Source organism: Roseibium litorale, from assembly GCF_014842915.1.
In the GTDB taxonomy this organism is placed as follows: domain Bacteria; phylum Pseudomonadota; class Alphaproteobacteria; order Rhizobiales; family Stappiaceae; genus Roseibium; species Roseibium litorale.
This window is the reverse complement of record NZ_JACYXI010000004.1, coordinates 134,664-147,292: the sequence shown is the minus strand read 5'-3', so window position 1 is coordinate 147,292 and position 12,629 is coordinate 134,664. Positions and strand designations below refer to the sequence as shown.

Sequence of the window (12,629 nt, the reverse complement as noted above, 5' to 3'; positions counted from 1 at the left end):
GATCACCGCCCGCAAACATGATTCACGTGAAACACCGGCGCTCACTTGCCGATACAAAAATCCCGGAAGATCACATCCAGCAGATCCTCCACATCAATCCGCCCGGTGATCCGGCCCAGGGCGTCCGCTGCCAGACGCAGGTCTTCCGCGCGCAGCTCCTGTGGCAAATGGGTCTGGGCGATGGCGTGGTTGAGACTGTCCATACAGGCCTTGAGGAAATGCCGGTGCCGTTGACGGGTTGCCAGCGGTGCTTCGCCAACCGCTATCATTTCGGATGCAAACGCGGAAAGCGCATCGATCAGTCCATCCATTCCATCCCTGTTCCACGTTGAACATTGAATCTCCTGTATCGTTCCGGAGGAGTCTCGTTTCGGAAGAGTCCCTTTCTTTAACGCCAGATCCGTCTTGGTCCGGACGATCCAAAGCGGAACACCGGAGGTAAGAAGCGGGCCAAGCTCGGCCTCCTCCGCGTCAGGTTCCACGCCGTCCGGCTCCACCGCCCAGAGGATCAGGTCCGCCGTCTCGCCCCGCGCCTTGGCCCGGCGGATGCCCTCCTGCTCCACCCGTCCGGCATCCGCTCTGAGGCCGGCAGTGTCCACTAGCGTGACGGGATACCCCCCGAGGTCCAGATGCACCTCGATCGTGTCGCGGGTCGTGCCTGCCTCCTCCGTGACAATCGCCACATCCCGTCCAGCGATCGCATTCAGCAGACTGGACTTGCCGGCATTCGGCGCCCCCATCAGAACGACCTGAAGACCGCTGCGCAGACGCTCGCCGCTCTTCGACCGGGTCAGGTGGTCCTGAATTTCCCGCGACAGGTCCGCAGCTTCTACCCAGACCTCATCGGCCACACTGCCCGGCACATCGTCCTCGTCGGCAAAGTCGAACTCCGCCTCGATCATGGCCCGCATGTGAATGAGCCGCTTGCGCCAGCCCTCATAGAGACGGCCGAGCTCACCGCCCATCTGGCGGAGCGCCTGCTTACGCTGCCCTTCGGTCTCTGCGGCAATCAGATCTGCCAATCCTTCCACCTCGGTCAAGTCCATCCGCTGCCGGTCAAAGGCGCGGCGCGTGAACTCCCCGGCCTCCGCAGGGCGGCACCCATCCTGAGCTGAAAGGACCTCAAGCAGCCGTGCAACGACGGCCCTTCCCCCGTGGCACTGCAGCTCCGCAACATCCTCGCCAGTGAAGCTGGCAGGCCCTTGGAAGAACAAAACCAGAGCCTCATCCAGCAGATCGCCCGTGCCCGGATCCCTGAGCTTTCGGAGCGCCGCCTGCCGGGGGATCGGAACGGCCCCGCAAAGCTTCTCCAGGACAGGCTTCACATGGGAGCCGGAAAGCCGGATGACGGCAACCCCGGACGGAAGAGCTCCACTGGAGAGGGCAAAGATCGTTTCTGCTGACATGTTCATTCCGCTATGGAGAGGAAGCCCGGAAAGCTTCGAGGACCCGACAGGCACTGGTACCCGAAGCACTAGGCCCTAGATATACAAGTGACAAGATTCCGTTTCGACCCGTCCCGAAGGACCTCATCCAGATGACCGGAAACCGCCTCACGAATTGCACAAGTCCCTACCTGCTGCAGCACAAGGACAATCCGGTCAACTGGTACCCCTGGGGTCAGGAGGCTCTTGATGCCGCCAAGGCAGACGACAAACCCATTCTCCTGTCGGTTGGCTATGCCGCCTGCCACTGGTGCCACGTGATGGCTCATGAGAGCTTCGAAGATCCGGCAACAGCCGAGGTCATGAACCGTCTCTATGTGAGCATCAAGGTCGACCGGGAGGAACGTCCGGATATCGACCAGATCTACATGAAGGCGCTCCATGCCCTGGGCGAGCAAGGCGGCTGGCCGCTGACCATGTTCCTGACACCGGAGGGAGAACCTTTCTGGGGTGGCACCTATTTCCCGAAAGTCTCTCAATGGGGGCGTCCCTCCTTCATCGAGGTTCTGGAGGGAATCTCAAAAACCTTTCACTCGGACCGGGATCGAATCGATACCAACCGTAAGGGCCTGATGCGGGCTCTGGAAGTGAAGCTGCCGGCCACACCCTCCCCTCTCGATCCCGGCCTGATCACCGCTGGCGCAGAACGGCTTCTCTCCCTGTTCGACCGGGAGCATGGCGGGATCAAGGGTCACCCCAAATTCCCGCAGGCCTCTGTCATGGAGCTGATCTGGCGGCTTGGTTTGAGGAACGGGAATGACGACGCAAAGTCCGTCTACCTCCATACACTCCGGAAAATCTCCAACGGTGGAATTTACGATCACTTAGGTGGAGGCATTGCACGCTATGCGGTGGACGAGCATTGGCTCGTGCCGCATTTTGAGAAGATGCTTTACGACAATGGCCAATTCCTCTCAGGCCTTTCCCTCGCCTATCAAGCCACTGGTGAAGACCTGTTTCGACGCCGAATCGAAGAGACCGCCGACTGGCTGATCAATGAAATGCGCCAGGCTGGAGGGGCCTTTTCTGCCAGCCTTGATGCTGACAGCGAAGGCGAAGAAGGCCGCTTCTATGTCTGGACCTCCGAGGAGATCCAAGATGTGCTCGGAAAAGCGGAGGCCCATCACTTCTCCCAGCACTATGACGTCGAGCCATCCGGGAACTGGGATAACGTTACGATCCTGAATCGGCTTCAGGCGGACGGGGTTTTGGCGGAAGAGGAAGAACAGGTTCTGTCCGACATGCGAGCCCGCCTTCTGGCCCGCAGGAACGAGAGAGTGCGCCCGTCTCTGGATGACAAGGTGCTTGCGGACTGGAATGGTCTTGCCATCATTGGCCTTGCTCAGGCGGCCCAGAGTGTTTCACGTGAATCCTATCTCGAAGCAGCGAAGGGCGCCTATGACTTCGTCATGTCGCAGATGATGCGGGATGGCCGCCTTGGCCACTCCTGGCGTGACGATACGCTTTTGCTGCCGGGCTTTGCATCCGACTACACCAACATGATGGCGGCCGCTATTGCCCTTGCAGAAGCTGATCCCTCAAATGCAGAGCGCTATGTGAAAGACGCCGAGCATCTGGCCGAAGAGCTGGTCCGGCACTACGCCACTCCGGAAGGCGCTTTCTATCTCACGGCGGAGGATGCTCCGGGTCTGATCACGCGGCCGCTGACAAGCTCCGACGAAGCGACGCCAAATCCCAATGCTGTCGCAGCCGCCGCCTTCTCACGGCTCTACCTTCTGACCGGCAAGAGATACTACAGGGATCTCGCGGACAGGCTTCTGACCGCCCTTTCCTCTCACGTGCCAAAGAATGTCTTTGCCACAGCGGCCCTGCTTGCGGGCTTCGACACAAGACTGAACGGCCGCCTTGCCGTCATCGTGGCTCCGGACGGCACGGATCCGAATCCATTGCTGCAGGTGATCGATGCAGCAGCCGATCCCGCAATCGTCCGGATCGTCACTCCCTCGACCGATATCTTCCCGGCAGGCCATCCCGCCCATGGAAAGGATGCCAAGGACGGTCAACCGGCAGCGTACCTCTGCCGCGAAGGGGCCTGCAGCTTGCCGGTAACCTCCGAAGCAGAACTGAGAAACCTTCTCAGCAGCTAACTCAGGCAGCCGCTTGAGCCCAAGCCTCTTTACTCAAGCGGTAAAGGACGTGGGCAACAAGCGGATGATCGCTGTCGAGCATTGGATGAGGAAAGTCGTCGCGGGAATGGGTGGTCATGCCAATACGGCGCATGACGGCTTGAGACTTGAGGTTGGTCACCGTCGTGAAGGCAACGATTTCCTCAAGTCCAAGCGTTGCGAAACCGAATCGAAGCCACTCCCGTGCCGCTTCGCTCGCAAAACCTTTCCCCCACGCCTGACGGCAAAAGCGCCAGCCAATCTCGACACAGGGATCGAAAGGCAATGGTTTGGGATAGGATGGCCGCGACAGACCCGTGAAGCCAAGAAACTTACCCGTCGCCTTTTCCTCGACCGGAACGAAGCAGAAGCCGTCCGCCGACTGCTTGGCAATGGCGCGGTCGACAAGCGCATCGCTGTCCTGCCGTGACAGCAATCCGGGAAAGTAACGCATCACCTCCGGATCCTGACCCATCGCCGCAAAGGGCTCCCGGTCTTCGTCCTTCCAATCCCGGAGGATTAGGCGTTCGGTTTCCAGATACATTGTCCAATCCATAAAGGTTGCAGATCCGAATCGAAAAGCCCGAACCGGATTCACGTGAAACAGTACTGCGGGAATAGCGAACGGCTTAAAGGAAATCCATCGCCAGACGGTTCCAGGCTTCAGAATAGAAACCGCCAAGATAGACATCATTGCGCCGCAAGGCATCAATGACGTGGGCATGTTTGCTCAGCACACAAAACCCTCCCCTGAACCGGTAGGACACCCGAGGCTCCGAGGACAGAGGAATGAGAAGATCTGCCTGAGCCATTCCCGTTGCCGTGCATGCGCCCGCATCATCCAGCTCTGCGAACAGGCAGGTGAGCACATCTGCCGCGCGGTCCTTTTCGTGAACCACATGAAACACACGTGCAACCCGATGCCTATCCATAAAGTAGAGATAGGCGCCGGCAACGGTATCCCAATCATCGGCGACCACGCGCACATGCATCTCGCCGAGCACGGGATTGGATAGCGCCTTCTCCACCAGCCAGCCATACTCCTCCTTGTCCCAGGTGGGACGGATTGCATATCTTTCAGTAAGACGCTCTGCGATGATCCGGAACTCTTCCGGATCGATGGGCTGGCTGCGAAAGCCATTTGAAGGCCTTGCAGCCAAGCCGGAGACCACCCGGCGGACAAGCTTATCCCCTGCACGTGCTGCGAGCTTCGCCAATCCAGGCAGAACGGCCCCCGATGAAAGCCGGCGGTTTGCGATGAACGTCAGAGGCCGGAAAATTCTCCTCCAATTTAATGTCTGAAAGGGCAACATTTCTCCGCCGCCGCTGCGGACAAAATCAATGCTTCTGGCCGCGGCCGTGTCGGTAAAGCAGAAGTCTTGTGTTCTCGGATGCAAGGACATGCACAAGCGATAAGCGCCCGCTTTGGCTTCCGATGACTCCGGATTTTTCATGAGGCAGCATAGAAGCCGTGCGGCAACCGTTTCATCCACACACCGGATGCTCATCGGCAATGCCAGAATGGCCGCCGCAATCAGACCCTCGCTGTCCCGGCACAAAAAGCTGCCGTCCTCTTCGCCATAGGTCCGCAGATCAAGAAAGACGTCATTGAGATAGCCGGAAATCTGACTCCGCACTGCCCCGGATTTGCGGAAGCGAAAGACATTCTCATAAAGAGCGCTGACATCATCTAGATCCTGGCGCGTCAACGGACGTGGCGCCAGAGATGGATCACGTTTTTGCACTCACGTTCCCCCGCTAAAAATCGCAATACTCCGGTGATGATTACGGAAAGAGTGTTTAAGAAAAGAAAAGCGGACCCCTTCCGGGACCCGCTTTCAATAATGCAAATCTGAAACCTGAAAATCAGGTGTTCATGCTGTCGAAGAAATCATCGTTCGACTTGGTCTGCTTGAGCTTGTCGAGCAGGAACTCGATCGCGTCCACTGTGCCCATCGGGTTGAGGATACGGCGCAGCACAAAGGTCTTCTTGAGACGCTCGGGTGCCACCAGCAGCTCTTCCTTACGGGTGCCGGAACGCTGGATATCAATGGCCGGGTAGACGCGTTTGTCGGAGATCTTGCGGTCCAGGATGATTTCGGAGTTACCCGTACCCTTGAATTCTTCGAAGATCACTTCGTCCATGCGGCTGCCGGTATCGATCAGGGCAGTCGCGATGATCGTCAAGGAGCCGCCTTCCTCGATGTTACGGGCGGCACCGAAGAAACGCTTCGGGCGCTGCAAGGCGTTGGCGTCAACACCACCGGTCAGGACCTTGCCCGAAGACGGCACGACGGTGTTGTAGGCGCGGCCCAGCCGGGTGATGGAGTCCAGAAGGATCACCACGTCGCGGCCATGCTCAACGAGGCGCTTGGCCTTCTCGATGACCATCTCGGCGACCTGAACGTGACGGGAGGCCGGTTCGTCAAAGGTGGAGGAAACCACTTCGCCGTTCACCGTGCGCTGCATGTCCGTCACTTCTTCCGGACGCTCGTCGATGAGCAGAACGATCAGATAGCATTCGGGATGATTGGTGGTGATGCTTTTCGCGATGTTCTGGAGGAACACCGTCTTACCGGTCCGCGGCGGAGCGGTGATCAGCGCGCGCTGGCCCTTGCCGAGCGGAGCGACCAGATCGATAACGCGGGAGGAAAGATCCTTGCGGGTCGGATCCTCGATTTCCATCTTGAAGCGCTCATCAGGATAAAGCGGCGTCAGATTGTCGAAGTGGACCTTGTGGCGTGCCTTGTCCGGATCTTCAAAATTGATCGTGTTGACCTTCAGCAGAGCGAAGTAGCGTTCGCCTTCCTTCGGGCTGCGGATCTGCCCTTCCACCGTATCACCCGTGCGCAGGGAAAACCGCCGGATCTGGGAAGGGGAAACATAAATATCATCCGGGCCCGGAAGATAATTCGCGTCCGGCGAACGGAGGAAGCCGAACCCGTCCTGAAGCACCTCAACCACCCCTTCGCCGATGATATCGACGTCTTGCGCAGCAAGATTCTTGAGGATGGCAAACATCAGCTCCTGCTTGCGCATGGTGCTGGCATTTTCGACTTCAAGCTCCTCTGCAAACTGCAGCAGCTCGGTCGGGGTTTTTTCTTTAAGATCTTTGAGTTTCATTTCCCGCATGAAATTGGGGTCGTTCTCTGTTGGTGGATATGAGTGTGGAAAGAGCTTCGGACGCCTAGGCTGAAGCGGATCTTCAGATGAATTTCAGAAGGTAAGCTGAGGAACTGCCAGATTGGTCTAGACTAGACGTGGCTGTCAGGCTGGCCGAACAAAATGCTCATATGACCTAGCCGGAAGTTGACGAACAATAATGTGTTCGTTCGAGATTCGCAAGTACACAAAAAGACGGATGCGACGTTTTTTCCGTCGCACCCACAAGTATATAGGTCAGAAAGGCTTACCGACCACCAGAATGACAATGACAATCATCAGGACAGTCGGGACTTCATTCAGGATCCTATAGAACCGGGCTGGCTTGGTGTTCGCATCCTTGGCAAACCGCTTCACACAACCAGCAAGGTATCCGTGAGCCCCAGACATGATCAGCACCAGCGCCAGCTTGGCATGGAACCAGCCCTGGCTGAAGGCGCCAATCTCGTAGGCCGCCCACAGGCCAAAAACCCAGGACGCGATCATCGCCGGCGTCATGATCGCCTTCAACAGCCGGCGTTCCATGACCTTGAAAGTTTCAGACTTGTCGGAACCAGCCGCTGCATCGCAGTGGTAGACGAAAAGCCGCGGCAGATAGAGCATTCCGGCCATCCAGGCGATGACCGAAATGATATGGAGCGACTTGACCCACTCGTAAACGCCCATGCTCAGCCCTTCTTCACACGTTCAACCATACGGCCGACTTCCGCCGGGTCCGCATCGGGTGTCACCCCATGGCCGAGATTGAAGATCAGCGGTCCCTTGTCGAAGGTCTTTAAAATATGGTCGATGCCGTCATCCAGTGCCTTGCCGCCCGCGACGAGACGCATCGGATCCAGATTGCCCTGGATCGGAACCTTCTTCTGGATTTCCAGCGCCAGATCATCCGGCGCAGTCCAGTCGATACCTACCGCGTCAACGCCGGTGCCGTCGATATAGGCCTTCAACCGGGCTGAAGATGCCTTCGGGAACCCGATAATCCGGGCGCAAGGCCGCGCAGAACGCACACCGTCGACAATTGCCTTGGTGGGCGCAATCGACCAGCGCGCAAAACCGGCATCATCCAGAACGCCAGCCCAGGTGTCGAAGATCTGAACAGCATCGGCGCCCGCATCGAGCTGACGGATCAGATAGCGGATCGATGCAGTAACGAGCTGATCGATGAACCGGGCCATCATGTCCGGATCACGGTAAGCGCCGACACGCGCCGCTATCTGGTCCGGAGTTGTGTGACCAGCAACAGAATAGCACGCAACGGTCCAGGGAGCGCCACAGAAGCCCAGAAGGGTTGTCTCAGTGGGCAGCTCCGCTCTCAACCTGGAAACCGTCTCTATGACCGGTTTCAGGTGCTCCTCAGCCCGCTCTTGTTCCAGACGGTCCAGGATGTCGTGGGACAGAGGATCGAGAACAGGTCCCCGTCCTTCTTCAAAGCGGACCGGGTAGCCGATGGCGTCCGGCACGACGAAGATGTCCGAGAACAGAATGCTCGCATCAAAGCCATAACGGCGGATCGGCTGGAGCGTGACTTCCGTTGCCAGATCCGGGTTGTAGCAGAAGGACAGGAAGTTTGGCGCCTTGGCCCGGACTTCCCGGTATTCCGGGAGATAGCGGCCTGCCTGACGCATCATCCAGATGGGCGGTGGCCACAGCTTTTCGCCTGCCAGCACTCGCATTACCGCACGGTCTTCGGACTTCATCAGACAGGGACCCTTTCCCATGGTCTAAAACAAATAAGATTCTAATTTTGAATCTGTTTTTTCTTATTGTGGGTGGATTACAGGGATCATTGATCCTCCACAATCATTCACACCGGTATGCGATCCGGGATAAATCGTCGCAAGTTCTGGACAAGTTATCTTCCACAAGAGTCGATAAGTCAAAAAAACGTTCTGAATGAAGCTCTTGCATGTTCGTTAACGAGCCGTTTACCAATTGGGCAAAGGTGGAGAACCTGTCCATGACGCCGTGTCATCATGTTAATCCACATGCTGGCCGGATCATTTCGCCGGGACTCTTTTGAAAACCCTGCGCTGTTGAGAGTTTCTTGGCAGCGGGTATTAATTCGAGGCGAGGGCGGCGTTGACCACAGGCCGGCCCGATCCATCAACAGGGGTGGGGATGATAGTGTGAATAAGACCAGTAACTACTTCCATCTCCATCTGGTTTCGGATTCTACCGGCGAAACTTTGATGACCGTGGCGCGGGCCGCGACTGCTCAATATGAGAATGTCCGGGAGATCGAGCACGTCTATCCGCTGGTGCGCAGCCACAAGCAGCTCGACCGGGTCATCAGCGAAATCGAGACCGCGCCGGGTATCGTGCTTTACACCCTTGTCGATGATGAGATTTCTAGCCGCCTGGAGCGCACGTGCCGGGAACTTGGAGTTCCGTTCGTCAACATTCTGGATCCGGTTTTCGCGGTGTTTCAGTCCTATCTGAATGTCAGGCAAACTCATCGCGTTGGCGGTCAGCATGATCTGGATGCGGAATATTTCCAGCGTATCGAAGCTCTCAACTACACCATGATGCATGATGACGGTCAGGTGCCGGAGGATCTGGAATCCGCCGACATTGTTCTGGTCGGCATTTCCCGAACGTCAAAGACGCCGACCTGCATCTATCTGGCAAACCGCGGCATCAAGGCCGCCAATGTGCCCCTCGTTCCCGACATTCCTGTTCCCGGGAAGCTCTTGAACCTTAAAAACCCGCTGGTGGTCGGGCTGATCGCGTCCCCGGAGAGAATTCAGCAAATCCGGCGGAACCGGGTATTATCCCTCAATTCGGAGACCTATAACGATACCTATGTGGACCGCCGGGAGATCGCGCGGGAGATCACATTGACCAGACGCATGTGCTCGGAAAATGGTTGGCCTTTGATTGATGTGACGCGCCGTTCCATTGAGGAAACCGCAGCCGAAATCATGGCGCTTTACCGCGCCTTCCGGACAAAGGCAGCAGAAGGCTGAGCCTTCGGGGACATTAGAGGTAAGAACGATGGCATTGGTGCTTGCAAGCGGAAGCAAGATCCGTTCAGAGCTGCTTAGGAATGCGGGAGTTGATGCGGAAGTCGATCCGGCCGGCGTTGATGAGCGGGCTGTTGAAGCCCCTCTTATTGAGGCAGGGTTCCTGCCGGAAGATCTTGCCCTGGTTCTCGCAGAAGCAAAGGCTGACGATGTCAGCGGACGCCGCCCGGGCGATCTCGTTATCGGTGCCGATCAGGTACTCGCCTATGAGGGCAAGCGTTTCACCAAACCGGAAGACATGGAAGCCGCAAGGCGCCAGCTTCTGGCTTTTTCGGGACGTACTCACACGTTGCTCTCAGCTGTGGTTCTTTCCAGAGACGGAGCGGCCATTTGGCGGCATGTCTCGGCAGCTCATCTGACGATGCGGGAACTGACGCCTGGATTTGTCGGCCGCTATCTGGCGGACGTTGGTGAAACGGCACTCTCCAGCGTTGGCGCCTACCAGCTTGAAGGACCGGGGGTTCAGCTGTTCGAGCGCATCGAAGGTGACTATTTCACCATTCTCGGTCTCCCGCTTCTTCCGCTTTTTGCTGAACTGCGCCGTCTCGGAGTTCTCGACACATGAGCAATCCCCCTAAGGCCGCGATCACCGGCTGGCCGGTCACCCATTCCCGCTCGCCGATGGTCCACGGCTACTGGCTGCAGAAATACGGGATTGAGGGCAGCTATGGCCGGGTTGCGGTCGATCCGGTCGAGGCAAAGAACTTTTACCGGAATTTCGCGGAGTCCGGTTTGACCGGCGGCAATGTCACCGTTCCGCATAAGGAGCTGGCGGCGGCTTGCTGTGATGAGCTGGATGACGCCGCGAAGGCCATGGGTGCCTGCAACACCCTGTGGCTGGCGGAGGACGGCCGGCTTATGGGTGCCAATACGGATGGCATCGGTTTTCTTGGCAATCTCGACCAGTTCGCACCAGGCTGGGACAAGGATGCCCGGACGGCGGTCGTTCTTGGCGCAGGCGGCGCTGCACGTGCCATTATCTGGTCGCTTCTGTCCCGTGGCCTCAAGACTGTTCATATTGTCAACCGGACCCTGGAAAAGGCGCAGGATCTTGCGGAACAATTCGGTTCCTCAACGATTGCGCAACCTTGGGATAAACTTGGGGATCTTCTTGGGACGGCGGACATTCTGGTGAACACCACTGCGCTTGGAATGACCGGCAAGCCGCCGCTGGAAATCGACCTCTCTGATCTGTCCACGACAGCTCTCGTCACGGATGCGGTCTATTCGCCGCTCAAGACGGATCTCCTGCGGCAAGCTGAAGCGCGGGGCAATCCGGTGGTGGATGGCCTCGGGATGCTGCTGCATCAGGCGGTGCCCGGTTTCGAGCGCTGGTTCGGCATCAAGCCTGAGGTGGATGACGAACTGCGGTCGCTGGTCATTGCGGATCTGGAGCGCAACGCGTGATCCGGATCGGCCTCACCGGCTCCATCGGCATGGGCAAGTCCACGACCGCGAAACTTTTCGCGGAAGCAGGCGTGCCTGGTCACGATTCGGATGCGGTGGTGCATATGCTTTATGCCGGACGGGCGGCGCCCTTGATTGAAGCCGGGTTCCCCGGAACAGTCAGGAACGGGAAGGTAGACCGCACGCTTCTTTCTCCGCATGTCCTGGGAAAGCCGGAGGCAATGGCCCGGCTGGAGAAGATCGTGCATCCGCTCGTGCGGGAAGAAGAACTGGCTTTTCTGCAGCGGGCACGGGCCGAAGGGCGGCGCGCCGTTCTGCTCGATATTCCGCTTCTCTTTGAAACGGGCGGCCACAACCGGGTCGATGTTTGCGTCGTGGTGACGGCAGATGCCGCCGTTCAGCGTCAACGCGTGCTGGAGCGCCCGGGAATGACCGCTGAGCGCTTCGAGCAGATCCTCTCCCGCCAAATGCCGGATGCGGAGAAACGCAGGCGGTCCCATTTCCTGGTCGATACGGGACATGGAATGGATGCTGCCCGCCGGTCTGTTCACGCCATCTTGAGAGCTCTGGCCCCGCTTCCCTGAGCACTTTTGCTTCTGAGGACCAGCAAGAGCGGGGACAAAATGGCGGTTTCTCTTGCTCTCCTACCCGTCCTTTGGTCTTGTGAACGGATTGCAGACAGGAACCAGCCATGCGCGAAATATCGTTCGATACGGAAACAACCGGCCTCAACCCGCGGGGCGGAGACCGGCTTGTCGAAATTGGCGGCGTTGAGCTGATCAATCACGTGCCGACCGGCAGGACCTATCACGTCTACATCAATCCTCAGCGCGACATGCCGATTGAAGCCTTCAATGTTCATGGCCTGTCGGAAGAGTTTCTGTCAGACAAGCCGCTGTTCGAGCATGTGGCGGACGCGTTTCTCGAGTTCGTCGGAGACGCTGTTCTGGTGATCCACAACGCGGCCTTCGACATGGGCTTCATCAACATGGAGCTGGAACGCTGCGGGCGCAGAACCATCTCCAGGGATCAGGTGCTCGATACGCTGGACATCGCCCGGCGCAAACATCCAAGCGGCCCGAACTCTCTGGATGCGTTGTGTAACCGCTATGGAATCGACAACTCCCGCCGTGTGAAGCACGGAGCTCTTCTCGACGCCGAAATTCTGGCGGAAGTCTATTTGGAGCTGATCGGCGGCAAGCAGACCGCTTTGAGCCTCATGCCGGATGAGGACAGCAGCAGCTCATCCGGCCAGAACGCCGGGCATGAAGAAGGTCTTGGCCGCTTCAACGCCCGCCCGCGCCCCTCGCCTCTTCCTCCGCTTATCCTGCAGGCCGAATACGAGGCGCACCAGGCTTTTATCGCCAAGATGGGCGATGGCGCGATCTGGAAGAAATATCAGTAGCTTGACGACAGGCTCGCATTTTCTGCCCGCTCCCCGGCTGTCCTGGCCCTGAGCCGGGACC

General features: G+C 58.2%; 12 protein-coding genes. 6 read left to right on the top strand and 6 right to left on the bottom strand.

Annotated features, from left to right (window positions below; translation table 11 throughout):
- Positions 1 to 41: 41 nt before the first annotated feature.
- The gene (gene mnmE, locus IG616_RS08450) at positions 42 to 1,412 is read right to left on the bottom strand and encodes a tRNA uridine-5-carboxymethylaminomethyl(34) synthesis GTPase MnmE (protein WP_192147714.1); all 1,371 of its coding nucleotides are present in this window, start codon (positions 1,410 to 1,412) and stop codon (positions 42 to 44) included.
- Positions 1,413 to 1,537: 125 nt separating this feature from the next.
- Between mnmE and IG616_RS08445 the strand changes: the two genes are divergently transcribed.
- Positions 1,538 to 3,553, top strand: coding sequence for a thioredoxin domain-containing protein (locus IG616_RS08445; RefSeq protein ID WP_192147713.1), 2,016 nt, complete (start codon positions 1,538 to 1,540; stop codon positions 3,551 to 3,553).
- Between the two features lies 1 nt (position 3,554).
- Here IG616_RS08445 and IG616_RS08440 read toward each other — a convergent pair whose 3' ends face one another.
- The 5 genes from IG616_RS08440 to hemE all read right to left on the bottom strand — a co-directional run bounded on the left by IG616_RS08440 (position 3,555) and on the right by hemE (position 8,430).
- On the bottom strand, positions 3,555 to 4,127 hold the full coding sequence (locus tag IG616_RS08440) for a GNAT family N-acetyltransferase (protein WP_192147712.1): 573 nt from the start codon (positions 4,125 to 4,127) through the stop codon (positions 3,555 to 3,557).
- A gap of 73 nt (positions 4,128 to 4,200) precedes the next feature.
- Complete coding sequence (locus IG616_RS08435; protein ID WP_192147711.1) at positions 4,201 to 4,788, bottom strand: hypothetical protein; 588 nt, start codon at positions 4,786 to 4,788, stop codon at positions 4,201 to 4,203.
- A 649-nt stretch (positions 4,789 to 5,437) separates the two neighbouring features.
- Positions 5,438 to 6,703, bottom strand: a complete 1,266-nt coding sequence (gene rho, locus IG616_RS08430; protein ID WP_073014545.1) for a transcription termination factor Rho — start codon at positions 6,701 to 6,703, stop codon at positions 5,438 to 5,440.
- 267 nt (positions 6,704 to 6,970) lie between these two features.
- Entirely contained in the window at positions 6,971 to 7,399 is a 429-nt protein-coding gene (gene hemJ, locus IG616_RS08425; RefSeq protein ID WP_192147710.1) for a protoporphyrinogen oxidase HemJ, read from the bottom strand.
- A gap of 2 nt (positions 7,400 to 7,401) precedes the next feature.
- A complete protein-coding gene (gene hemE, locus IG616_RS08420) occupies positions 7,402 to 8,430 on the bottom strand; it encodes a uroporphyrinogen decarboxylase (protein ID WP_192147709.1) in 1,029 nt (342 codons plus the stop codon).
- Between the two features lie 429 nt (positions 8,431 to 8,859).
- On the opposite strand from hemE, the gene IG616_RS08415 reads away from it, so the two are divergent.
- The 5 genes from IG616_RS08415 to dnaQ all read left to right on the top strand — a co-directional run bounded on the left by IG616_RS08415 (position 8,860) and on the right by dnaQ (position 12,568).
- Positions 8,860 to 9,699 (top strand): pyruvate, phosphate dikinase/phosphoenolpyruvate synthase regulator, encoded by an 840-nt coding sequence (locus IG616_RS08415; protein WP_192147708.1) that lies wholly within the window; start codon positions 8,860 to 8,862, stop codon positions 9,697 to 9,699.
- A 28-nt stretch (positions 9,700 to 9,727) separates the two neighbouring features.
- Positions 9,728 to 10,321 (top strand): Maf-like protein, encoded by a 594-nt coding sequence (locus IG616_RS08410; RefSeq protein ID WP_192147707.1) that lies wholly within the window; start codon positions 9,728 to 9,730, stop codon positions 10,319 to 10,321.
- Complete coding sequence (locus IG616_RS08405; protein ID WP_192147706.1) at positions 10,318 to 11,163, top strand: shikimate dehydrogenase; 846 nt, start codon at positions 10,318 to 10,320, stop codon at positions 11,161 to 11,163. The genes IG616_RS08410 and IG616_RS08405 overlap by 4 nt, the downstream gene beginning before the upstream one ends.
- Positions 11,160 to 11,747, top strand: coding sequence for a dephospho-CoA kinase (gene coaE, locus IG616_RS08400; protein ID WP_192147705.1), 588 nt, complete (start codon positions 11,160 to 11,162; stop codon positions 11,745 to 11,747). Before IG616_RS08405 ends, coaE begins: the two co-directional genes overlap by 4 nt.
- Before the next feature lie 107 nt (positions 11,748 to 11,854).
- Complete coding sequence (dnaQ, locus tag IG616_RS08395) at positions 11,855 to 12,568, top strand: DNA polymerase III subunit epsilon (RefSeq protein ID WP_192147704.1); 714 nt, start codon at positions 11,855 to 11,857, stop codon at positions 12,566 to 12,568.
- Positions 12,569 to 12,629: the final 61 nt, after the last annotated feature.

Bases quoted from the DNA above. Each gene is read 5' to 3' on its own strand.
- mnmE (WP_192147714.1), bottom strand. From the start codon at position 1,412: ATGAACATGTCAGCAGAAACGATCTTTGCCCTCTCCAGTGGAGCTCTT.
- IG616_RS08445 (WP_192147713.1), top strand. From the start codon at position 1,538: ATGACCGGAAACCGCCTCACGAATTGCACAAGTCCCTACCTGCTGCAG.
- IG616_RS08440 (WP_192147712.1), bottom strand. From the start codon at position 4,127: ATGGATTGGACAATGTATCTGGAAACCGAACGCCTAATCCTCCGGGAT.
- rho (WP_073014545.1), bottom strand. From the start codon at position 6,703: ATGCGGGAAATGAAACTCAAAGATCTTAAAGAAAAAACCCCGACCGAG.
- hemJ (WP_192147710.1), bottom strand. From the start codon at position 7,399: ATGGGCGTTTACGAGTGGGTCAAGTCGCTCCATATCATTTCGGTCATC.
- hemE (WP_192147709.1), bottom strand. From the start codon at position 8,430: ATGAAGTCCGAAGACCGTGCGGTAATGCGAGTGCTGGCAGGCGAAAAG.
- IG616_RS08410 (WP_192147707.1), top strand. From the start codon at position 9,728: ATGGCATTGGTGCTTGCAAGCGGAAGCAAGATCCGTTCAGAGCTGCTT.
- IG616_RS08405 (WP_192147706.1), top strand. From the start codon at position 10,318: ATGAGCAATCCCCCTAAGGCCGCGATCACCGGCTGGCCGGTCACCCAT.
- dnaQ (WP_192147704.1), top strand. From the start codon at position 11,855: ATGCGCGAAATATCGTTCGATACGGAAACAACCGGCCTCAACCCGCGG.